Source organism: Nocardia sp. NPDC050717 (assembly GCF_040654275.1).
Classification (GTDB): domain Bacteria; phylum Actinomycetota; class Actinomycetes; order Mycobacteriales; family Mycobacteriaceae; genus Nocardia.
Genome location: NZ_JBFAHR010000004.1, coordinates 388,596 through 408,149 on the forward strand (window position 1 = coordinate 388,596; position 19,554 = coordinate 408,149).

23 protein-coding genes, 1 other RNA gene and 2 pseudogenes are annotated in these 19,554 nt (G+C 69.8%); 14 read left to right on the forward strand and 12 right to left on the reverse strand.

The genetic code is table 11. The features are described from left to right. Nucleotides 1-72 precede the first annotated feature (72 nt). Both AB0H56_RS12360 and AB0H56_RS12365 read left to right on the forward strand, forming a co-directional pair. Nucleotides 73-750 carry a helix-turn-helix domain-containing protein gene (locus AB0H56_RS12360; protein WP_357161132.1) on the forward strand — a complete coding sequence of 226 codons (678 nt, stop codon included), beginning with the start codon at nt 73-75 and terminating at the stop codon, nt 748-750. A gap of 60 nt (nt 751-810) precedes the next feature. Continuing rightward, nucleotides 811-2,112 carry a D-arabinono-1,4-lactone oxidase gene (locus tag AB0H56_RS12365; protein WP_357161135.1) on the forward strand — a complete coding sequence of 434 codons (1,302 nt, stop codon included), beginning with the start codon at nt 811-813 and terminating at the stop codon, nt 2,110-2,112. A 2-nt stretch (nt 2,113-2,114) separates the two neighbouring features. Here AB0H56_RS12365 and AB0H56_RS12370 read toward each other — a convergent pair whose 3' ends face one another. Then, a complete protein-coding gene (locus AB0H56_RS12370) occupies nt 2,115-2,744 on the reverse strand; it encodes a TetR/AcrR family transcriptional regulator (RefSeq protein ID WP_357161139.1) in 630 nt (209 codons plus the stop codon). Nucleotides 2,745-2,844: 100 nt separating this feature from the next. On the opposite strand from AB0H56_RS12370, the gene AB0H56_RS12375 reads away from it, so the two are divergent. The 3 genes from AB0H56_RS12375 (at nt 2,845) to AB0H56_RS12385 (ending at nt 4,252) form a co-directional block, all read left to right on the forward strand. After that, the gene (locus AB0H56_RS12375) at nt 2,845-3,246 is read left to right on the forward strand and encodes a Dabb family protein (protein WP_357161142.1); all 402 of its coding nucleotides are present in this window, start codon (nt 2,845-2,847) and stop codon (nt 3,244-3,246) included. A 143-nt stretch (nt 3,247-3,389) separates the two neighbouring features. Beyond that, nucleotides 3,390-3,803, forward strand: coding sequence for an arsenate reductase ArsC (locus tag AB0H56_RS12380; protein WP_357161145.1), 414 nt, complete (start codon nt 3,390-3,392; stop codon nt 3,801-3,803). Between the two features lie 50 nt (nt 3,804-3,853). Then, on the forward strand, nt 3,854-4,252 hold the full coding sequence (locus tag AB0H56_RS12385; RefSeq protein ID WP_233000233.1) for a VOC family protein: 399 nt from the start codon (nt 3,854-3,856) through the stop codon (nt 4,250-4,252). Here the strand turns inward: AB0H56_RS12385 and AB0H56_RS12390 are convergent. Together AB0H56_RS12390 and AB0H56_RS12395 are read right to left on the reverse strand one after the other, a co-directional pair. After that, the gene (locus AB0H56_RS12390) at nt 4,228-4,716 is read right to left on the reverse strand and encodes an NUDIX hydrolase (protein ID WP_357161149.1); all 489 of its coding nucleotides are present in this window, start codon (nt 4,714-4,716) and stop codon (nt 4,228-4,230) included. The two genes, AB0H56_RS12385 and AB0H56_RS12390, sit on opposite strands and share 25 nt — an antisense overlap. A gap of 118 nt (nt 4,717-4,834) precedes the next feature. Further along, entirely contained in the window at nt 4,835-5,530 is a 696-nt protein-coding gene (locus AB0H56_RS12395) for an AraC family transcriptional regulator (protein WP_357161152.1), read from the reverse strand. Nucleotides 5,531-5,646: 116 nt separating this feature from the next. Between AB0H56_RS12395 and AB0H56_RS12400 the strand changes: the two genes are divergently transcribed. The 3 genes from AB0H56_RS12400 to AB0H56_RS12410 are packed head-to-tail and all read left to right on the forward strand — an operon-like array spanning nt 5,647 to nt 7,377. Beyond that, nucleotides 5,647-6,108 (forward strand): YiiD C-terminal domain-containing protein, encoded by a 462-nt coding sequence (locus tag AB0H56_RS12400; protein WP_357161154.1) that lies wholly within the window; start codon nt 5,647-5,649, stop codon nt 6,106-6,108. A gap of 17 nt (nt 6,109-6,125) precedes the next feature. Further along, complete coding sequence (locus AB0H56_RS12405; RefSeq protein ID WP_357161157.1) at nt 6,126-6,464, forward strand: YnfA family protein; 339 nt, start codon at nt 6,126-6,128, stop codon at nt 6,462-6,464. A 55-nt stretch (nt 6,465-6,519) separates the two neighbouring features. Beyond that, on the forward strand, nt 6,520-7,377 hold the full coding sequence (locus AB0H56_RS12410; RefSeq protein WP_357161160.1) for a DUF1266 domain-containing protein: 858 nt from the start codon (nt 6,520-6,522) through the stop codon (nt 7,375-7,377). Here AB0H56_RS12410 and AB0H56_RS12415 read toward each other — a convergent pair. Further along, on the reverse strand, nt 7,355-8,182 hold the full coding sequence (locus AB0H56_RS12415) for a hypothetical protein (protein WP_357161163.1): 828 nt from the start codon (nt 8,180-8,182) through the stop codon (nt 7,355-7,357). The genes AB0H56_RS12410 and AB0H56_RS12415 overlap by 23 nt on opposite strands. Nucleotides 8,183-8,338: 156 nt before the next feature. Continuing rightward, a complete protein-coding gene (locus AB0H56_RS12420; protein WP_357161166.1) occupies nt 8,339-9,649 on the reverse strand; it encodes a reverse transcriptase family protein in 1,311 nt (436 codons plus the stop codon). 245 nt (nt 9,650-9,894) lie between these two features. Here AB0H56_RS12420 and AB0H56_RS12425 point away from each other — a divergent pair, with 245 nt between their 5' ends. The 5 genes and pseudogenes from AB0H56_RS12425 to AB0H56_RS12445 form a co-directional block, all read left to right on the forward strand. Further along, complete coding sequence (locus tag AB0H56_RS12425; RefSeq protein WP_357161169.1) at nt 9,895-11,031, forward strand: serine hydrolase domain-containing protein; 1,137 nt, start codon at nt 9,895-9,897, stop codon at nt 11,029-11,031. Between the two features lie 36 nt (nt 11,032-11,067). Continuing rightward, nucleotides 11,068-11,271: a DUF5302 domain-containing protein gene (locus tag AB0H56_RS12430; RefSeq protein WP_357161172.1), complete on the forward strand. Its 204-nt coding sequence runs from the start codon at nt 11,068-11,070 to the stop codon at nt 11,269-11,271. 52 nt (nt 11,272-11,323) lie between these two features. Then, entirely contained in the window at nt 11,324-11,521 is a 198-nt protein-coding gene (locus AB0H56_RS12435) for a hypothetical protein (protein WP_357161175.1), read from the forward strand. A 194-nt stretch (nt 11,522-11,715) separates the two neighbouring features. Beyond that, nucleotides 11,716-11,886, forward strand: a pseudogene (locus AB0H56_RS12440) (TerD family protein); the annotation flags it as partial. 59 nt (nt 11,887-11,945) lie between these two features. Then, nucleotides 11,946-12,014 (forward strand): annotated as a pseudogene (locus tag AB0H56_RS12445) (HNH endonuclease); the annotation flags it as partial. 42 nt (nt 12,015-12,056) lie between these two features. Here AB0H56_RS12445 and ssrA read toward each other — a convergent pair. Further along, nucleotides 12,057-12,428: a transfer-messenger RNA gene (gene ssrA, locus AB0H56_RS12450) on the reverse strand. A gap of 228 nt (nt 12,429-12,656) precedes the next feature. On the opposite strand from ssrA, the gene AB0H56_RS12455 reads away from it, so the two are divergent. Beyond that, nucleotides 12,657-13,949, forward strand: a complete 1,293-nt coding sequence (locus AB0H56_RS12455; RefSeq protein WP_357161178.1) for an ABC transporter substrate-binding protein — start codon at nt 12,657-12,659, stop codon at nt 13,947-13,949. A gap of 1 nt (nt 13,950) precedes the next feature. Here the strand turns inward: AB0H56_RS12455 and AB0H56_RS12460 are convergent, their stop codons facing one another. The 6 genes from AB0H56_RS12460 to recQ all read right to left on the reverse strand — a co-directional run bounded on the left by AB0H56_RS12460 (nt 13,951) and on the right by recQ (nt 19,299). Continuing rightward, nucleotides 13,951-14,814: a DMT family transporter gene (locus AB0H56_RS12460; protein WP_357161181.1), complete on the reverse strand. Its 864-nt coding sequence runs from the start codon at nt 14,812-14,814 to the stop codon at nt 13,951-13,953. Then, a complete protein-coding gene (gene smpB / locus AB0H56_RS12465) occupies nt 14,811-15,284 on the reverse strand; it encodes an SsrA-binding protein SmpB (protein WP_110036321.1) in 474 nt (157 codons plus the stop codon). The genes AB0H56_RS12460 and smpB overlap by 4 nt, the downstream gene beginning before the upstream one ends. Nucleotides 15,285-15,316: 32 nt before the next feature. Further along, complete coding sequence (locus tag AB0H56_RS12470; RefSeq protein WP_357161184.1) at nt 15,317-16,285, reverse strand: acyl-ACP desaturase; 969 nt, start codon at nt 16,283-16,285, stop codon at nt 15,317-15,319. Between the two features lie 117 nt (nt 16,286-16,402). Continuing rightward, on the reverse strand, nt 16,403-17,020 hold the full coding sequence (locus AB0H56_RS12475) for a YdcF family protein (protein WP_357161187.1): 618 nt from the start codon (nt 17,018-17,020) through the stop codon (nt 16,403-16,405). A gap of 198 nt (nt 17,021-17,218) precedes the next feature. Then, complete coding sequence (locus AB0H56_RS12480) at nt 17,219-17,368, reverse strand: hypothetical protein (protein WP_357161190.1); 150 nt, start codon at nt 17,366-17,368, stop codon at nt 17,219-17,221. Between the two features lie 140 nt (nt 17,369-17,508). Then, nucleotides 17,509-19,299 (reverse strand): DNA helicase RecQ, encoded by a 1,791-nt coding sequence (recQ, locus tag AB0H56_RS12485; protein WP_357161284.1) that lies wholly within the window; start codon nt 19,297-19,299, stop codon nt 17,509-17,511. Nucleotides 19,300-19,554: the final 255 nt, after the last annotated feature.

The window sequence follows — 19,554 nt, forward strand, 5'->3', positions numbered from 1 at the left end:
CGCTTCCATCGAAGCTACCAGAGTAACGGAGAAAGCACCTCCACTTAATCCCCGGATTGATAGGATGTAGTTGTGAATCACGCCACGACGACTGCCACACCGCCCCGCCGACTGCGCGCCGACGCCGCGCGCAATCAGGCGCGCATCGTCGCGGCCGCCCGCGAGCTCTTCGCTGATCACGGACTGGAAATCACCCTCGACGACGTCGCCGAACGGGCAGGCGTCGGCGTCGGCACGGTCTATCGGCGCTTCGCGAACAAGAAGGAGCTCATCGCCGAGGTCTTCGACCAGCACATCGTCGACTTCGCCGACGCGGCCGACGCGGCGATGGGCAACCCCGATCCCTGGCTCGGCCTGGTCGAGTTCTTCGAGCACGCCTGCCAGCACATGGCGACCAATCGCGGCTTCGGCGAGGTGATGCTCGAGCTCGAGGAAGACCCGGCCCGCTTCGCCGAACTGCGCGACCGGATCCGCCCCACCGTGTCCGGGATCGTCGAGCGCGCCCGCGCGGCGGGCGCGGTGCACCCCGACGTCACCACCACCGACTTCTTCGCGCTGATCCACATGGTCGCGTCCTTCGCGGAGTTCGCCGCGCCGGTGAATTCGCAAGTGTGGCAACGGTATATGGCCATCACGCTGAACGGCGTCCGCACCGACTCGGTGCCCCGCGTCCCCCTGCTCGTCGAGCCGCTGACCGACACCGAGGTCGAGCAGGCCAAGGCCGCGGGCTGCCTCGGCCGACGGCGCTGAGCAGCACTTCTCCCCCGGTTCAGTAGCGCGCGTCACAGCCGATCCTCTACAGTTGGACGCATGACCAAGAACACCTGGGTGAACTGGGCAGGCGAGCAGCGCTGCGCACCCGCCGTCGTCGCCGCCCCGCGCGACGTCGAGGAACTGGCCGAGATCGTCACCGCGTCCGCCGCCGCGGGCCGGACCGTGCGCGTCGCGGGATCGGGCCATTCGTTCACCGATGCCGTCCTCACCGACGGCACCCTGCTCGACCTCGGCGGCCTCGACCGCGTGCTCGACGTCGACACCGCCACCGGCCGGGTGCGGGTGGAAGCGGGCCTCACCCTGCACGCGGCCAGCCCGCTGCTGCACTCGCACGGTCTGGCCTTCCCCAACCTGGGCGACATCGACACCCAGTCCATCGCGGGCGCGACCGCCACCGGCACCCACGGCACCGGCGCCCGGCTGCGCAACATCTCCGCGGCACTGCACGCGGTGGAGGTGCTGCGGGCCGACGGCACCCGCGTCGAACTCGACGCGCAGACCGATCCCGACGGCTGGCGGGCCGCGCGGGTCAGCATCGGCGCCCTCGGCGTGGTCACCGCGGTGACCCTGCAGCTCGAGCCCTCGTTCGTGCTCGACCTCGTCGAGCGGCCGGTCCCGCTCGCCGACGTCCTCACCGATCTCGACGAATTCGTCGACGGCAACGACCATTTCGAGTTCTTCGTCTTCGCGCACAGCGGCGTGGCGATGACCAAGGCGGGCAACCGCACCGACGAGCTCGAACAACCGCGCGGACAGTTCAGCGCCTGGCTCAACGACGTCCTGCTGTCGAATCACGTGTTCGACGGAATGTGCAAGGTGGGCAAGCTGATTCCCGCCGCCATCCCCACCGTCCACCGCATCGCGACGCAGGCGGGCAGCCACAACCGCAAGGTCGACCGGTCCTACCGGGTCTTCGCGTCACCGCGGCTGGTGAAGTTCACCGAGATGGAGTACGCGATCCCGCGCGCGCACGCGGCCGCCGCGGTCCGCGAGATCGTCGAGATCACCAAAGATTTCGGTACGCCGATGCCGATCGAGGTGCGCTGGGTGGCCCCCGACGACGCCTTCCTGTCCCCCGCGGGCGGCCGCGACACCTGCTACATCGCCGTACACCAGTACCAGGGCATGGAGTGGGAGCCGTACTTCCGCGCCTGCGAGGCGGTGTTCGACCGGTACGCGGGCCGTCCACACTGGGGCAAGCGGCACTTCCAGACCGCCGAGACCCTGCGCGCCCGCTACCCCGAGTGGGATCGCTTCACCGAGGTCCGCCGCCGCTTCGACCCGACCGGCGTGTTCGCCAACGACTACGTGCGTCGGGTCCTCGGCACCCTGGACTGAGGTCAGACCGCCGCGTAGGCGGCCAGGAAGGTGCGCACCGCCGCGTCGGCGATGACTTTCAGTTCGCTCACCGGCGTGGCCTTGGTGCCGAGGTGGCTGCGCGCCTCGAGCGGCCCGGAGAGCAGGGCCAGGAATTGTTCGGCCGCGATCTGCGGATCGTCGGTCCGTAGCCGGCCCGCCAGCGTGAGCCGGGCCAGGCGGTCGGCCAGCGCTTCGGCGAGGCGGCGGGAGGTGCGCTCGCCGACGGTCTCGGCCAGGTCGGGGAAGGCGCTCAGCTGCGCGAAGGTCAACGCGCGCAGGGCGCGGGCCCGCTCGCTGTTGCAGACCTTCAGCATGCGCAGCGCCGAGGCGCGCAGTGCCGCTTCGCAGTCGGCGTCGGTGTCACGCAGTCCCGCGATCGCGTCCAGGCAGTCGGCGCCGACGATGCCCGCGGCGGCCTCCACCGCGTGCCGCAGCAGCGTCTCCTTGTCGTTGAGGTGGTTGTACACCGTCGGTTTGGCGACTCCGGCCACATCGGCGATCTCCTGCACACACGCCTGCGCGTAGCCGCGCCGCGCGAACACCGTGAACGCCGCGTCGAGAATCGCGCGGCGCTTGTCGATCCGACCGCGTCCGGTCGCTGCTGCCGTCATGAGCCGATGATAACCGGCGCACTGAACTCACCGGTTCAACCTTGCCGACTTACTGGTGTGTCCACTAACTTGAACTTATCGGTTCAAATTGGAGGTAGAGATGATCGTTCACCAGCTACGTTTCAAGTTCCGGGACGGCACCACGGAGGCCCAGCAGGAGACCGTGCTCGCGCTCATGCGACGGACGGGATCCGTGGAGTCCGCGTCGTTTTCGGTCGTCGGCCGTCATCTCGGCGACTCGGCCGAAGGTCTCACCCACGCCTACTGCGTCGGCCTGGCCGACCTCGACGCCGTCGCTCGATACATGCGCGATCCGGTCCACCTGGCGGGCGACCCGCAGATCATTCCCCATCTCGACACGCTCGTCATCGGGCCGGACGCGTCCGACGATCCGGATCCCGACCTCGCCACGAAACTGGTCGACCTGCACGAGCGCAAGCTGGCCGACTTTCCCGACTGGGCTCGGCTGATGGACTCCATCCCAACCGTCCGGATCGCCTAGGCCGCTCGGCGGTGCGGACATCGCCGGACAATTGTGCCGCCGGTTGTTCCGCACCGCCCGCGCGGGTGGCGGTGCGGATGGAATGATGGTGGCGATAACCCGAAGCGCCACAAGCACTTCGCTCCCGCACCGAAAGGGCGACCATGGCCCACACTCCCAGCGTGTTGTTCGTCTGCGTCCACAATGCGGGTAGATCGCAGATGGCTGCGGGATTCCTCCGGGCGATGGCCGGTGACCGGATCGAGGTGCGCACCGCGGGCAGCGAACCGGCACCCGCGCTGAACCCCGCCGCCGTCGCCGCGATGGCCGAGATCGGCATCGACATCTCCGGCGAACGGCCGAAGCCGCTCACCGACGACGCGGTCGGGCTCTCCGACGTGGTCGTCACCATGGGATGCGGCGAGGTGTGCCCCTACTTCCCCGGCATCAGCTACCGCGACTGGGTGCTCGCCGACCCGGCCGGGCAGCCGATCGAGGTGGTCCGCGGTATTCGCGACCATCTGCGGATCCTGATCGGCAATCTCATCGCCGAACTGGTGCCCGTCCCGGCCCGCTGAGGTCCGATTTCTTCAAGACGACCGCGCCACGGTCCGCCTACGCTGCGGATATGACTCCACAGCTTGATGCGATCTCCGTCGTCGTCTCCGATATGGCCGCCTCGATCGCCTTCTACCGCAAGCTCGGGCTCGTGTTCCCGGAGGGCGCGGAGAACGAAGGTCACGCGGAGGCCCAGCTCGCCGGCGGCCTGCGGTTCCTGCTGGACACCGAGCAGGTCGTGGCCTCCTTCTCCCCCGGCTGGCAGCCGCCGACCGGCCACGGGCGCAGCGGCATCGCGTTCCGCTGCGCCGACGCGGCCGAAGTCGACAAACTCTGGCACGAGCTCGTCGACGCCGGATACCACGGTGACCTGGCACCGTGGGACGCCGTCTGGGGCCAGCGCTACGCCACACTCGCCGACCCCGACGGCCAGGGCATCGACCTCTACGCGCCGTTGCCGAACGAGTAGGCCGACCAGCCGCGCGGATCACGCTGCCGCCGCTGATAGCGGCCCAGCATCTCGCCCACCTCGTCGCTGACCGGCGGTTCGCCGTCCAGCCTCGCCCACAGGTGCGTGTCGTGCTCGGTGAGCGTCACCGGGCCCGGCGCGGCCACCTCGACAGCGAAGGTGAACTGCCTGGTGCGGGCGCCGCCGCCGGACAGGTAGTCGAACTCGCCCAGGTAGTCGCCGATGCCGGTGACCTCCAGTCCCGTCTCCTCGGCGACCTCGCGGACCACCGCGTCGTCGAGTGCCTCACCGGGCTCGACGACGCCACTCGGCAGTTCCCAGTGACCGCTCAGCGAATCGGATCGTCGACGGCGCAGGATGAGGACCCGGTTGTGCCGGACGATGACGGCGCCGACCACAAGTCGACGGACTTCGTCTCGTTCGGCCTCGATGCGGAGCGTGGAGTACAGCGATACGTCGATCATGGGGGTCACATCCTCTCGTCGGTGTTCGGGCTTGCCTGCTGCGACGGGGCGTGCACTGTGAGCATAACTTTCCGGCGCGGCGTTGCCGAATGAGACTTTCCGGGCGCCGACCGGCCGCTCAGCCTGGTCGGAGCGCTCGAATCGAGCATCCGCCCAGGTCACGGAACTCTCTGGACAGATGGGCCTGGTCGGCGAACCCGGTGACGGCCGCAGTCTCCGCCGCAGGCACGCCCGCGCGCAACGCGGCGAGCGCGCGCTGGAAACGCAGAATCCTGGCCAACATCTTGGGGCCGTAGCCGAACGCCGTCAGCGACCGCCGGTGCAGCAGCCGAGCCGACATCCCCACGCGGGCAGCGGTTTCCGCGACCGAGGCGCCCGCGTCCAAGGAGTCGGTGATCGCGACGAGCCGCGGATCGGCGGGTCCGCTCGTCACCGCGAAATCCCGCGCGATCGTTTCCAGTGCGGTGACGCGGTCGGGCGCGTCGTCGATCCGTTCGACGAGTTCGCGCGCCCGGCGTTCGGGGAGCAGTTGAGCCAGCGGCACCCGTTGGTCCAGCAGTTCCGTGGCCGGGACACCGAGCAGGGTCGGCGCGGTGCCGGGCGCGAACCGGATACCCACGAATTCCTGAGCCCTCGGCGCGGCCGCGTGGAAGGCGCGGCTGTCCGGACCTGCCACCATGAGCGCGCCCTCGGTCCAGATCAGGTCCATGCAGCCGTCGGGGAACACGGTGACCGGACCCGCGTCCGGCGCGACCGTGCGCGACCAGACCACGGCTCGGTCGAGCCGTGCCGCGCGTTCCCGGTATTCCGCCACGCTCTCGACGGTAGACCGCCCCACCGACAGCGCGCCGAAGCGGCCATGGCGGGCTCGGCCCGCCGCTACCCTGGGCTCACCGTCCACCCGGGCGGCGGATCGAAAGGACGTATCCCATGCCCGACGAGGACACTTCGCTGGTCGAGACCGTGAACGGCGCCATCGCCCTCACCATTCCCGCCGCGGCGAAGATGGGGGTCCGCGCGCTCGAGGTGCGCCGGGGCTACGCGCGCACCACCGTGCCGGTCGAGGGCAACGGCAACCACTTCGGCGCCATCTACGCCGGCGTGCAGTTCACCGTCGCCGAGGTCCTCGGCGGGGCGATCACCGCGGGCAGTTTCGACACCTCGGCCTTCTATCCGCTGGTGAAATCGTTCGACATCTCCTTCCGCAAGATGGCGCGCACCGACCTGACCGCCGAGGCCACGCTCACCGAGGACGAGATCGCGCGGGTCGCGGCCGAGGCGGCCGAGCACGGCAAGGCCGATTTCGTGCTCGAGGCGGTGGTCACCGATGCCGAGGGCACCGCCGTCGCCACCAGCCGTGGGCTCTACCAGCTGCGGGCGTTCGAGCGCTGAGGTTCTAGGGTCGGGCCATGTCCGTGCTGCGCTCCGCTGTGCTGTTCCTGCTCGCCGCCGTCGCCGAGATCGGCGGCGCCTGGCTGATCTGGCAGGGTGTGCGCGAGCAGCGCGGCCTGGTCTGGGCGGGAGCGGGTGTCGTGGCGCTCGGTGTCTACGGATTCGTCGCGACTCTGCAGCCCGACGCGCATTTCGGGCGCATCCTCGCCGCGTACGGCGGGGTCTTCATCGCCGGGTCGCTGCTGTGGGGCATGGCGCTCGACGGGTTCCGGCCCGACCGCTGGGACGTGCTCGGCGCGGTGGTGTGCCTGGTCGGCGTCGGCATCATCATGTACGCACCGCGCGCCGTGGGCTGACGCGGCAGTCGTAAGATCCGGCCACGACATTTCGGCTCGGCGGAGGGGTGGCTCCATGCAACCGGCAGGTTCGGCGCAGCGTCCGCGCGTCGCGGGCTTTCCCGGCCCCGACATCGACGAGGAGCCCGACGTCTGGTCGGGCGCGGCCATCGACGACGACCGGATCAGGGCACTGGCCGTCGGCGCCTACTACGGGCGCAGCTGGGGTGCGTTCTGCGACGGCGTCGCCTTCCTGCCCGAGGAGGACGACAGCACCGCGACCCGGCGCGAAACCGCGATCGAGGGGTTGCACGAGTCGTGGGGCGTCGACAACGCCGAGGACGCGCGCGACACCATCCGCAGGCTGCTCGTCGGCATGCACGCACCGCTGTTCGAGCTGGTCCATCCGCTGGCCGTCGCGGCCGCGACCGAGCAGGGCCGCGTCGACCGCTCCGGCCTGGCCGACGAGCACCGCGAGTTCCTGCACACCCTCTCCGGTTTCCGCGGCTATCGCGGGCCCGCGGGCATCGACCGCGACTACGACGCGTGGCTGCAGGCCATCAAACTCGGCATCACCGACAGCCTGCCGAGCCCGCTGCAGACCGACGCCGCCGCATGGGATCTGGCACGCCTGGTGTTCATCGCCCGCGCCGCCCACACGGCCGGATATCTCACCGAGGACGAGGCGTGGGAGCACATGCTCGGCGGCCTGGATCGCGCCAGGCAGCACTACCGCAACTGGCGTCAGCTCGGCGACGGGTTCCTCACCGGCGCCATCTTCTGGGCGGCCACCCAGGACCTGTCCTCGGCCAGGACCCAGATCGCCGAACGCCGTCGCATGCTCGCCGGCTTGCACCTGCGCCCGTCGAGCCCGTGGCGGCGGGTGGCGCTGCATCCCGGGGCGCCGGTGTTCAGCCCGGCATCGCCAGCATGATGCCGACCGCCTGACGGCGGAACGGCTCGTCGGCGACCATCCCCAGCTTGCGGCGCTCGACCAGCAGTTGCCATTCGCCGAACAGGTCCGCCGAGGACGGCAGCGACGCGGCGATCGACCCGTCGACGTGCTCGATCTCGCACGCCAGCCGCAACGCCTCGGTGACGCGGCCGAAATCGTCGGGCTCCCAGTCGAGGAAGTCCAGTTCGGTGCCTGCGCCGGCGATCCGCAGCGTCACCACCTGGCCCGGCGCGGTGCGCACCTCGGCGCCGGTGACCACCGCGACCGGCAGCTCGTAGACCGCCCACGCCGAGACGAACAGCAGCCGCAGCGTGGTGATCGCGACCAGTCCCGGCGCGCCTTCGTGCCCGGCCTGGGCCAGCTCGAGCACGTACTCGTCCGGCCGGGCGCAGCCGTGCAGGATCTCGATCTCGCGCACCGAATTCCCCGCGTTGCGCATGCGCGCCGCCGCGGCCGACACGTCGGCGCGCTGTGCGCCGTTCGGGCCAGGGACTGCCGGCGGCGGGGTGAGATCCGGCCGCGGCGGGAACACCCGGCGCAACCCGACCAGCTCGCGTTCCACCGCCCGGACCAGCACCTGCGCCTGCACCCGCACCCCGGTCTCGAGGAACACCGGCACCGGATGCCGATCCGCCGCCGTCTCGTCCGCCCCGACCCGTGCGGACCGGAAGAACAGCAGCAACGCCAGCTGATCGTCGTCGGTGGTCGCGAGCGCGATCTTGGACAGCTCGGCCACCGCGATGTCGAGCGCGGCCTCGTTGTTCGCCCGCAGCGGCGTCGTCACTAACCGCCCGTCCGCGTAGCGAACCGCGACCCGCGTACCCCACACCTCGATCACAGCCACCTCCTGGCCAGCCCCCGCTGGGCAGGATCCTACTGAGACCGGCCGCGGATCGGCGTGGCGGCACCCACGCCGACGGCACGAATGCCCCTGACGCGGTCAGCGGGTCCAGTCGACGCGGGCCGCGGCGGCGAGGAGCTTGTCGCGCCGGACGGGGCTGGTTTCGCCGATCCAGGCGATGCGTCCGTAGACGTGGGCGCGGAAATGCGGGTGAGCGGTGTGGTTCTGGGCGGTGGGGCCGGTGCGCAGACAATTGTGGAGCAGGGCACGCAGGGCGTCGTACTCGCCGCGGGGGACGGCGGGACTGGTATTGACGACCAGGCCGGCGAGGACCTGGCGCTGGTGCGCGCGACGGACCCGCGTCTTCGGCGGGTTCACGGTGAAGCCCTCGGCGCGGGCGATTTCGGTGACCGACCAGACGAGGTGGTCCACGGCGGTGCTCGCGGGGCCCGAGAAGGCCAGGTCGTCGGCGTAGCGGGTGTAGGTCAGACCGGCCTTGGCGGCGTACCCCGTCAGGCGGCGGTCGAGTCCGCGGGCAACGAGATTGGCCAGCGCCGGTGAGGTCGGCGCACCCTGTGGGAGATGACGCAGGGCCATGCTGACGCGCTGCGACGGGGCGAGCGCGCGCAGTTGTTCGACGGGAGCCGCGGTCGTGCACAGCTCGGCCAGGACCCGCGACACCGGACGCGCGTAGCCGCACGCGGTGAACACGGCACGCACCCTGGCGAGCGGGATCGACGCGAAGAAGTCGCGCAGATCCAGTCGCACCACGACATCGGCGCCGGCGTGAGGTTCAGCGAAAGTCGCCGCACTACAGCCTTTCTCGAAACCATGACAGGACGGATGCGCCGGAATGCCGTCGAGTGCGTGACGCAGGATGCGACGCTGGATCTCCCGCAGACGCACCTTCGGCGCCTCGACGAGACGCACCCCCGTTTCCTTCGGCAGCAACCGATACCGGTAGTGCGACAACGGCGTCGAGGCCCGGCGGAGCCACTGGCCCCGATCGGCGAACCACTCGAGCTCCGACGGTGTGAGATCGAGGAAGCCGGCCAGGGCCGCCAGGTCGGCGATCTCGATCGCGCCGAATCGCATGCGCGCGATCAGCTCGAGCGGCGCGACGACCTCCGGCAACGACGGCAGGTCCACCAGGATCCGGCCCAACGTCGCCGCCCCACCGACCGGCTCGGTCGGCACCAGATCGATGACGCGCCTGGCCAACTCGTCAGCGGCCGGTGCGGGCACCACCTCGGCGAACGCCTCGGCCATGGCCGCTCGCGACCACGCGGCGTCGAGGTGGCCGAAAGTGCGGGCCAGTGCGTCGGCCTGCTCGCGGGTCAGCGCCCGCGTCATCGAGGCGCGACGGGTGCGGGGCGACCAGAATCCTTCGTCCGCGGTGCCACCGTGCACGCGGAGCGTGCCGACTGGCCCCAGACGCTGTGCCCAGCTGAGATCACATACCCAGGGGTTGCCCCTGAGACGGGTCCTACCGACCCACACTCGCCCCGCACCCGTCGCACCACGCCACTTTCGCACACCGCAGCCACCCTCGCCACCGACGAGCCGCCGGTTTGCGGCACTGTTGCCCGTCGATGTGGAGGCGTAGATTCGGATGCGCTGATCGGTGTGTTCTCCGCCAGGGAAGGATTGCCGTCATGGGTGCGTCGCGTCGCGTATGCGTGATCGTCGCAGTACTCCTCGGCCTGGCCACCGCCTGCGGTTCCGACGACGACAGGCAGCCTCCGCCGCCCGCCGACGCCGGGCCGATCACCGAGATCGTGCGCACCAAGATGGCCGAGCTCGACCTCAGTTCCGCGGTGTACGGCGTGTGGCGGGGCGAGGAGCGGATCGCACTCGGCGCGCTCGGTGGCTCACCGCTGGGGGTGCCCGCGCGACCGGAGATGAAGGTGCGGGTGGGGCAGCCGATGGAACCCATGTTGTCGACGGTGCTGTGGCGTCTCGACGGCGCGGGCGTCCTGAAGATCGACGAACCGATCGCGCGCTGGCTCCCCGGCTTCCCCCGCGCCGACGCCATCACCCCGCGCATGCTCGCCAACAGCACCTCCGGCATCGCCGACTACGTCACCGAGCCGGAATTCCTGAAGATCTTCGGGGAGAACCCGATCCGCGCATGGACGGCGAGCCAGCTGCTCGAGCGGGCCAACGCGCGACCGCCCGTGTTCGCCCCCGGCACCGACTTCGGTTACGCGCACAGCGATCTCGTCGTCCTCGGCGAGGTGCTGCAGAACGCGACCGGCAAACCCCTGGGCGAGTTGATCGCCGAACACATCCTCACACCGTTGGGCATGCACAACAGCGAGGTCGTCCTCGATCCCGCCATCGACGCGCCGTACCTGCACGGCTACACCAACGAGCGAAAGTTCTTCGAGGACTCCACCTTCTGGAACCCCACCGCCTTCCTGCACAGCGGCAACATGAACGCCCCCGTCACCGACATCGCCCGCTGGGTCCGCGCTCTCGCGACCGGGGAACGCCTGACCACCGACCAGTTCCACCAGATGATGGGCCCCTCCACCGCGGGCCTCGGTCCCTTCACCACCGAGAGGTATTTCGCCTTCGGCGTGGTCCACCTCGCCGACTGGCTCTACATGAACCCGTCCTACGGTGGCTACGACGGCGTCGTCCTGCACGACAACCGCACCGACACCACCGTCATCGTCTACACCACCCTCGGCCCCACCTCCCCCGGCGACAACACCGCCATCCCCCTCGGCACCGCCATCGCCACCCACCTCGTCCCCGACCGCCCACCAGCCCTTCCGGCCGGCTGAACCACGCGGACGCCGCGGAGATGGCAGGCTGTGGGCATGGCCGATCAACAGGGAAGCGCCGCCGAGGACGCGGTGACCGAGTCGCCGGAAGAGGCGACGAAGCGCAAGTTCCGGGAGGCGCTGGAGCGCAAGAGCGCGAACGTGAAAGGTGGTGCGGCCGCACGCGACTCCGCGAAGGTGCGGGGAACGCAGTCGGCCGCGGGCGGCAAACGAACCTTCCGCCGCAAGGCAGGCGGCTGACCGGGCCACCCGCCCACGACGATCAGGTACCGCAATCGAGCCAGGAGAGACGATGACCCGAATCCTGTCCACCACCGTTGCCACCGCCGCGATCATCCTGGCGATCGGCACGGCCCCGGCCGCAGCCACCGCCACACCGGCCACCCCCTCGGCCGCCCCCATCATCGGTGGCCACCCGACCCCACCCTTCGACCCGATCTGCCCGCTGTGCTTCATCCGCGAGGCGATCGAAAGCCTCTCGGCGCAGTAAGCGCGCACGCAGAAGGCCTCCACCTGGCCAACCGGTGGAGGCCTGACCTGCCTGATCGAAACTCCTTGCGAGAACTACGAACTCGCCGGCTCACCACGCCGGTCGTGTAACGGAACTCACCACGCCGACGGTGTGCAGGCGTGAAACTCTCCAAAGGCGAGAATGCGGCGGTCACCTCGCCCGCAGCGACCGTGGTGTTGACGTGGAAATCGCAGCACGAGGTCGATCCCCAAGCACTACTCTTGGCCGAGACCGGAAAGATACGCAGCGACGAGGACTTCGTCTTCTACAACGCGGCGCGCCATCCCTCCGGAGCCGTGGCACTCACCGAGTCGCGGGCGGGTCGAGCCGTACTCGCAGTGTCGCTGACAGACGTCGAAACGACCGTTTCTCGCATTGTCATCTCGAGCTCGGTCGCGGTGGCGCGACAAGCGTGGCCAACCTCCAGATTCTCTGCCGCAGGTGCAATCTCGAGAAGGGTGCCCGCCTCTGACCTACGAAAAAGCCCCTCACCTGGGTTCAGGTGAGGGGCCTCTAGTGGAGCTGCCGGGAATCGAACCCGGGTCCTCCGCCGCGTCTTCAGGGCTTCTCCGTGTGCAGTTCGCTAGGTCTCTGCTTGGATCTCCGGGTCTCGCGAACAAGCTCGGATGACGATCCCAGTCACTGTTTGATGTCCCATCCGACCCCGTGACCGAGCCGGACGGTGATTCCCTCTAGCTGATGCCAGGGTCCGGGTCGAGGGACGAACCCGGTCTGACAGAGACGACCTGCTACTTAGGCAGCGAGGGCGTACTCGCGCTGATTGGAATCGGCGCTTAATTGGTTGCAACGACGCTTACGGTGGTCTCTTGCCTGCACCGACACGCTTCCCCTGAATCAACGTACGCAGTCGAAACCGTTCAGCCCCGTACGTGCCCGCACCCTGCGGGCTAGTCATGATAACACTCCCCCTGCGCGGATTCTTCCCGTTATTTCCGTGCCAGTGGGCGGTGTCCGCGTTGTGACACCGCAGCGAACCACACCGTGCGGAGTTGTGAGATCACGGCAGACACGCCGGTGCGGAGGGGTACTGTTCTCGATCGGCCGGTTCGGGACGAGCGTGATCCCGTGGGCGGCTGGAACAAGGAGTTACCTCATGGCATTCAGCAGTCGGCTGCGGCGCGCCGCGGCGATTCCCGTCGCGGCCGGCCTGGTTCTCACCGCGGCCTGCTCCTCGGGCGACTCGGGCACCGAACCCGGCGTGACCAGCGCCCCCTGCCCCGGCTCGACGAACAAGGACCGGGGCTGTATCTATCTCGGCGTCCTTTCCGACCTGGCGAACGGGCCGTTCACGGCGCTGGGCGCGTCGATGAACGAGGGCCAGCTGGCGTTCTGGAACGCGGTGAACAAGGCGGGCGGCATCGGCGGCTACGACATCGACATCACCACCTACACCCGCAACACCTCCCTCGACCCGCGCACCCACCGCACCGCCTACACCGAGATCGAGCCGCACGTGCTGGCGCTGGCGATGAGTTTCGGCACCGGGCAGACCATCGCGATGCTGAATCAGATGGACGCCGACGACATGGTCAGCGTCGCCGCCACCCAGTGGTCCGGCTGGAACTACCGCAGCGCCGACCGCAACCTGGTGCTCAGCGCCGGCTACTCCTACTGCACCGAAGCGGTGACCGGGCTGGACTGGTTCGCCCACGCCCACTACGCGCCGCGCAACATCGCCGTCGTCGCCTACCGCGGCAACTACGGCGGCGACTACGCCAGCGGCGCGCTGAAGTGGGCGATCGCCAACGGCGCGACCATCGCCGACCGGATCGACACCGGACCCAACGGCGAGGTCGGCAACCAGGACGGGCCCGTCGAGGAGATCCTCGCCGCCGCACCGGATCTGGTGATGCTCGCGACCGGCCCGGCCGAGACCGCCGAGATCGTGGGCAAGCTGGTGAAGTCCGGCTACACCGGGCGCTTCCTCGGTTCGCTGCCCACCTGGAACGCGGCCCTGCTGCAGACCGCCGCGGCGCCCGCGCTCACCGCGCTCTACAACTACACGACGCCGGTCGACAGCTGGAGCGGCAACAGTCTCGGCGCGCAGCACGCGCGGGCCGCGGTCGACAGCGAACCGTCGAACTTCGGCTATTCGCTCGGCTGGGCCATCTCGTATCCGCTGAAGGCCCTGCTCGAGGATGCCGCGAACGAGGGTGAACTGACCAGGCCCGGGCTGCGGCGCACCATCACGGATCTGCGCCCCGACGGCGAGGGCATGGTCGCGATCCATCCCGCCGGCGCGGCGGGGCCGGATCTGGACCTGGAGTGGTCCTCGGTGTTCGAGCCGGACAAGCAGGCGCCGATGGGCGCGCGGGCGGTCGAGGTCGGGTACCAGGGTTCCACGCTGGGCAAGCTCAGCCTGCACGAACCCTGCACGCGGCTGTAGCTCAGTTCGCGGCGATCATGCCGACCGCCGCGAGCGCGAGCACCATGCCCACCTTCTGGGTGGGCCCGATCCGCTCGCCGAGTAGCACCATCGCCAGCAGCACCGTCGCCGCCGGATACAGCGAGCCGATCACGCTGACCACCGACAGCATCGAGCCGTGGAAGGCGTAGAGCAGCGCCGCGTTGGCGATCACGTCCAGCACGCCGATCGCCAGCGCCAGCCGCAGCGGTTCCCCGTGCAGGCCGCGGAACTGACCGGCGGCCAGCGCCGAGGTCCACACCACGGCGGTGGCCGCGGCGCGCTGGCCGAGAAGCGGCCACAGCCCGGCGTCGGGGCTGGTCTCGTGCAGGAAGTAGAACGCGAAACCGAAGGCCGCGCCGGAACCGACGGTGAGCAGCGCGACCCGGCGGCTGAACCGCAGCTCACGCCCGCCGATGATCTCCTCGGTCGTCTCGTCGGGCGCCTCCCGGCTGACCAGCACCACCGCGACCAGCGCCAACGCGATCCCGACGACAGCGAGCGGGCCCGGCCGCTCGCCGAGGAAGAACCCCGCGATCACCGGAATCCCGGCCACCAGCACCGCGGTCACCGGCGACACCACCGCCATCGGCCCGTCGGCGAGCGCGGCGTAGAACCACCACACCGCCAGCCCGCTCGCCACGCCGGCGGCCAGGCCCCACAGCATCGACGCCAGGTCGGCGTGGCCGCCGACCAGCGGCGCGATCAGCAGGACCAGCAGCACCGAGAACGGATATGAGACGACGACCACCCGCAGCGCGGTGACCCGCCGCGCGGCGATCCCGCCGAAGAAATCACTGACCCCGTATCCCGTCGCCGCCACCAGAGCGAGCAGGACCGAGATCAACGCATGCCTTTGACCCGCCGACCGATCTCGCGCGTGACCTCACGCTCGGCCTGCCTGCGGGCGAGGTCCTGGCGCTTGTCGTAGTCCTGCTTGCCCTTGGCGAGGGCGAGTTCCACCTTCACCTTGCCGTCGGAGAAGTACATCGACAGCGGCACCAGCGTCTGGTTGCCCTCCCTGGACTTGCCGACCAGGTGCTCGATCTCGCGCTTGTGCAGCAGCAGCTTGCGGGTGCGCCGCGGCGAGTGGTTGGTCCAGGTGCCGTGGCTGAACTCCGGAATGTGCAGGCCGCGCAGCCACACCTCGCCGTTGTCGACGGTCGCGAAGGCGTCGACCAGCGACGCCTTGCCCTCGCGCAGGCTCTTCACCTCGGTGCCGACCAGCGCGATCCCCGCCTCATAGGTGTCGAGGATCGTGTAGTTGTGCCGCGCGCGGCGGTTGGTCGCGATGACCTTCCTGCCCTTTTCCTTCATAACGGTCAACTCTAAGTGACCGCGCCACCCGTTTATTCCAAGGACCGGCGCTCCCCCCAGCTCGCCGCGCGTTCGGCGGCGCGGGCCAGCGCGCGGTCGCGCTGTTCCTCGAAGCGGGCGGCCTTGATCTCCAGGTCGAGCAGGTAGGTGTGCAGTTCGTCGCGGGCGCGTTCGCCCTCGGCGCCGAAGTCGGAGCGTTCGAAGACGCGCCAGGTGCGCAGGACGGGCGCGAGCACCACATCGAGGTGCTGGCGCAGGTCGTAGATGCCGTGCTTGGCCAGCAGGACCGCGTTACGGCGGAAGTTGGGCTGGTTGAGGCCGGGCATCTGGAACTGCAGGACCACGTCGGTGATCGCGCGCATGCTCGCATCAGGCGTGAGGTCCAGTGCCGCGCCGCAGAGCTTGCGATAGAAGATCATGTGCAGGTTCTCGTCGGTGGCGATGCGCGCGAGCATGCGGTCGGCGATCGGGTCGTCACACACGCGGCCGGTGTTGCGGTGGCTGATCCGGGTGGCCAGTTCCTGGAAGGTGACGTAGGCGACGCCCTTGAGGAACTGCGAACCCTTCTCCGGCTTGGCGATGCCCGCGGTCATGTGGGCCATCCTGGCTTCCTCCAGCGCGACCGGGTCGACGGCGCGGGTGACGACGAGGTAGTCGCGCATGACGATGCCGTGCCGGTTCTCCTCGGCGGTCCAGCGGCCGACCCAGGTGCCCCACGCGTTGTCGAAGCCGAAGGTGTCGGCCAGTTCGCGGTGGTAGGAGGGCAGGTTGTCCTCGGTGAGCAGGTTGGTGATCATCGCCGCCTTGGCGACCTCGCTGAGCCGGGACTGCTCGGGGTCCCAGTCGATCCCGCCCATCGCGGCGAAGTTGCGGCCCTCGTCCCACGGCACGTAGTCGTGCGGGTGCCAGTCCTTGGCCTTGGCCAGGTGGTCGTTGAGGTTGGCTTCGGCGGTCGGTTCGAGCTCGGCCAGGATGTCGCGGTCGGTCAGCTGCAGCGTCATGGATTGTCACCTCGGTGTTGCGGACGGGCCCCCTGTGCCAACCATGGGCGCTGGTCGCGGTGCCGGGACCACACATGACGAAACCTTGTGTGCGGTCACAGGACAGCGTGGCCGCGGCTAGGCAGGCGGGAGTGCGGGACCGAACTGATCGATCCGCAGCGGCAGGCTCGGCCACGGCGTGAGGTCCGGGGTCAGCTGGCCGACGACGCTGACACCGGCGGCGTCGAACGCCGCCCTTGCCCGGTCGACGTGGTCACTCGAGGTGACCAGCACCGCCGAGCGCAGATCGTGCTCGGACATCAGGACGGCCGTGTTGCGGGCGTTGGCCACCGTCGACTCGGCGTGCGGCTCGCGCAGGATCCGGGCCGGGTCGATGCCCGCCGAGACCAGCCAGTCGGCCATCGCGTCGGCTTCGCTCAGGCCCGCCCGCGGATTGCCGCCGGTGACGATGATCGGCGACCACGGCGCGAACATCGCCTGCACGAATCCGGCCCGGAGCCGGCGGACCAACTCGGCGCGCATCGTGCCCTCCGGCGTCAGCCCGTAGCCGAGGATCACCACCGCGGTCTCCCTGCCGTAGGTGGCGGGCAGGCCGGGCGTGAGCACCCGCTGCAGATCACGGACCGCGGTCGGCACCGAGGGCTCGGCGATGCCGGCTTGTGGTGCGGCACAGACGAATCCGGCCGCCGTCAAGACCGCGCACACCCCACGCCTCGCCCAGTTCACCCGCACCATTCCCGTCGCCTCCTCGGACCGGGACCGATCGGCTCGATCGGTCGGAGGAGGCCAAGAGTGCGCCGGGAAGCACAGTGCGGGAAGGGCTTCGACCTGCGGCTACCACAGGTCACATGGGACGGCCGTCAGATGCTGGGGCGCGGCATCGCAAACATTCCGGAACCGCGCGGGTACCGGATCACAACCGCCGTGCTGTCCCTAGCGCAGCGCCAGGTACAGCACGAGGGCCGAGGCGAAGACGAGGACCAGCGCGATTGTCGACCAGCGGGGGCGGCCGCGGTGCGTCACCACATGGTGACTGCCGAGCAGGGACGGGGCGACGGAGGGGTCGGCGTGCCGGTGCGGCATCGGAGGCAGCGGAGCATCGGCGCCGCCCGAACTCGCACCGCCCGACGGTTCACTGTCAGAGCCTTCACCGTTCGCCATGGGACCGACACTAACGCGCGGCCCCACGATCCGTCGCGGGTTCCTTTCGCCCGCGCCCGCCGCTACTCCTCGGCCAGCGCGGCCAGCACCCCCTCGCCGTACTTGGCGAGCTTGTTCTCTCCCACGCCGCCGACGGTGCCGAGTTCGGCCAGCGAACCCGGTTTGCGCGCAACGATTTCGCGCAGGGTGGCGTCGTGGAACACCACGTAGGCGGGTACGCCCTGCTCCTTCGCGGTGGCCGCGCGCCAGGCCCGAAGTCGTTCGAACAGCGGCAGATCGGTGGCCGGCAGATCGACGGCCGCCTTGGCGGTCTTGGCGCCGCGGGCCGGGCGCGTCGCGCGCTCGGGTTCGCGCCGCATCGGCACCGTCCTGCCTTCGAACAGCACCTCGTTGCCCGCCTCGGTCAGCGCGAGGACGCCGTACTCGCCCTGCACCGCGAGCAAGCCGCCGGCGAGCAGTTGGCGGACCACACCGCGCCATTCGGTGTCGCGCAGATCGGTGCCGATGCCGAACACCGACAGTTCGTTGTGCCGGTGCTGGGTGATCTTCGGGTTGGACTTGCCGAGCAGGATGTCGATGACGTGGCCCGCGCCGAAGGCTTGTCCGCGTTCCCGTTTGAGCCGCAGGACGGCCGAGAGGAGTTTCTGCGCGGGCACGGTGCCGTCCCAGGTCTGCGGTGGGTTCAGGCACACATCGCAGTTGCCGCACGCCGGACCGGGCTGACCGAAGTAGTTCAGCAGCTGGACGCGGCGGCAGCCGACCGTCTCGCAGAGGGCGAGCATCGCGTCCAGGTGCAGCTGGAGCTGACGGCGGTGCGCGGCGTCGCCCTCGCTCGAGTCGATCATCTTGCGCTGCTGGACCACGTCGTTGAGGCCGTAGACCATCCACGCCGTCGACGGCAGCCCGTCACGGCCGGCGCGACCGGTCTCCTGGTAGTAGCCCTCCACCGACTTGGGCAGGTCGAGGTGGGCGACGAAGCGCACGTCGGGCTTGTCGATGCCCATGCCGAACGCGATGGTGGCCACCACGATCAGGCCGTCCTCGCGCAGGAACCTGGCCTGGTTCTCGGCGCGGGTCCGGTTGTCCAGGCCCGCGTGGTACGGCACCGCCCGCACGCCGTTCTCGTTGAGCATCGCGGCGGTCTTCTCCACCGAATTGCGCGACAGGCAGTAGACGATGCCCGCGTCGCCGGGGTGTTCGGCGCGGATGAAGTCGAGCAGCTGACGGTCGGCCCGGTTCTTGGATTCGATGCGGTACTGGATGTTCGGGCGGTCGAAGCTGGACACGAACTGCTTCGCCGAACCGAGATCGAGCCGTTCGACGATCTCCGCGCGCGTCTTCTCGGTGGCGGTGGCGGTGAGGGCGATGCGCGGGACGTCGGGCCAGCGCTCGTGCAGCAGCGACAGCGCGAGGTAGTCGGGCCGGAAGTCGTGGCCCCACTGCGACACACAGTGCGCCTCGTCGATCGCGAACAGCGCCACCGTGCCACGGTCGAGCAGGCGCAGCGTCGATTCCAGGCGGAGACGTTCCGGCGCGAGGTACAGCAGATCGAGTTCGCCCGCGACGAACTGTGCCTCGACCATGCGGCGCTCGTCCGGCGACTGGGTGGAGTTGAGGAAGCCCGCCCGCACACCGAGGGCGCTGAGCGCGTCGACCTGGTCCTGCATGAGCGCGATCAACGGCGAGACGACCACGCCGACGCCGGGACGCACCAGCGCGGGCACCTGGTAGCACAGCGACTTGCCGCCGCCGGTGGGCATGAGCACCAGCGCGTCACCGCCGCCGACGACCTGCTCGACGATCGCCGCCTGGTCACCGCGGAAGCTGTCGTAGCCGAAGACCCGGCGTAACACCTCCTCGGCCGTCTCGGGACGGGCGGGCGCCGCCGCGCGACCCGGGGTGGCCGGGGCGAGGTCGTCGAAGTGGAAGCCGCCGGTGTCGTCGAAATCGTGCTCGGAGACGTAACCACCATCGGACGGGTACGCGTCGTCGGGCGGGAAGTCCTCGGGTGGGAAGTCCTCGACATCGGGTGCTGTGGCGCCGGAATTGCTCACCGGGCCATCCTACGAGCGCGGGCCGGTCACGCAGCCCGTCCGCCGGACCGGACG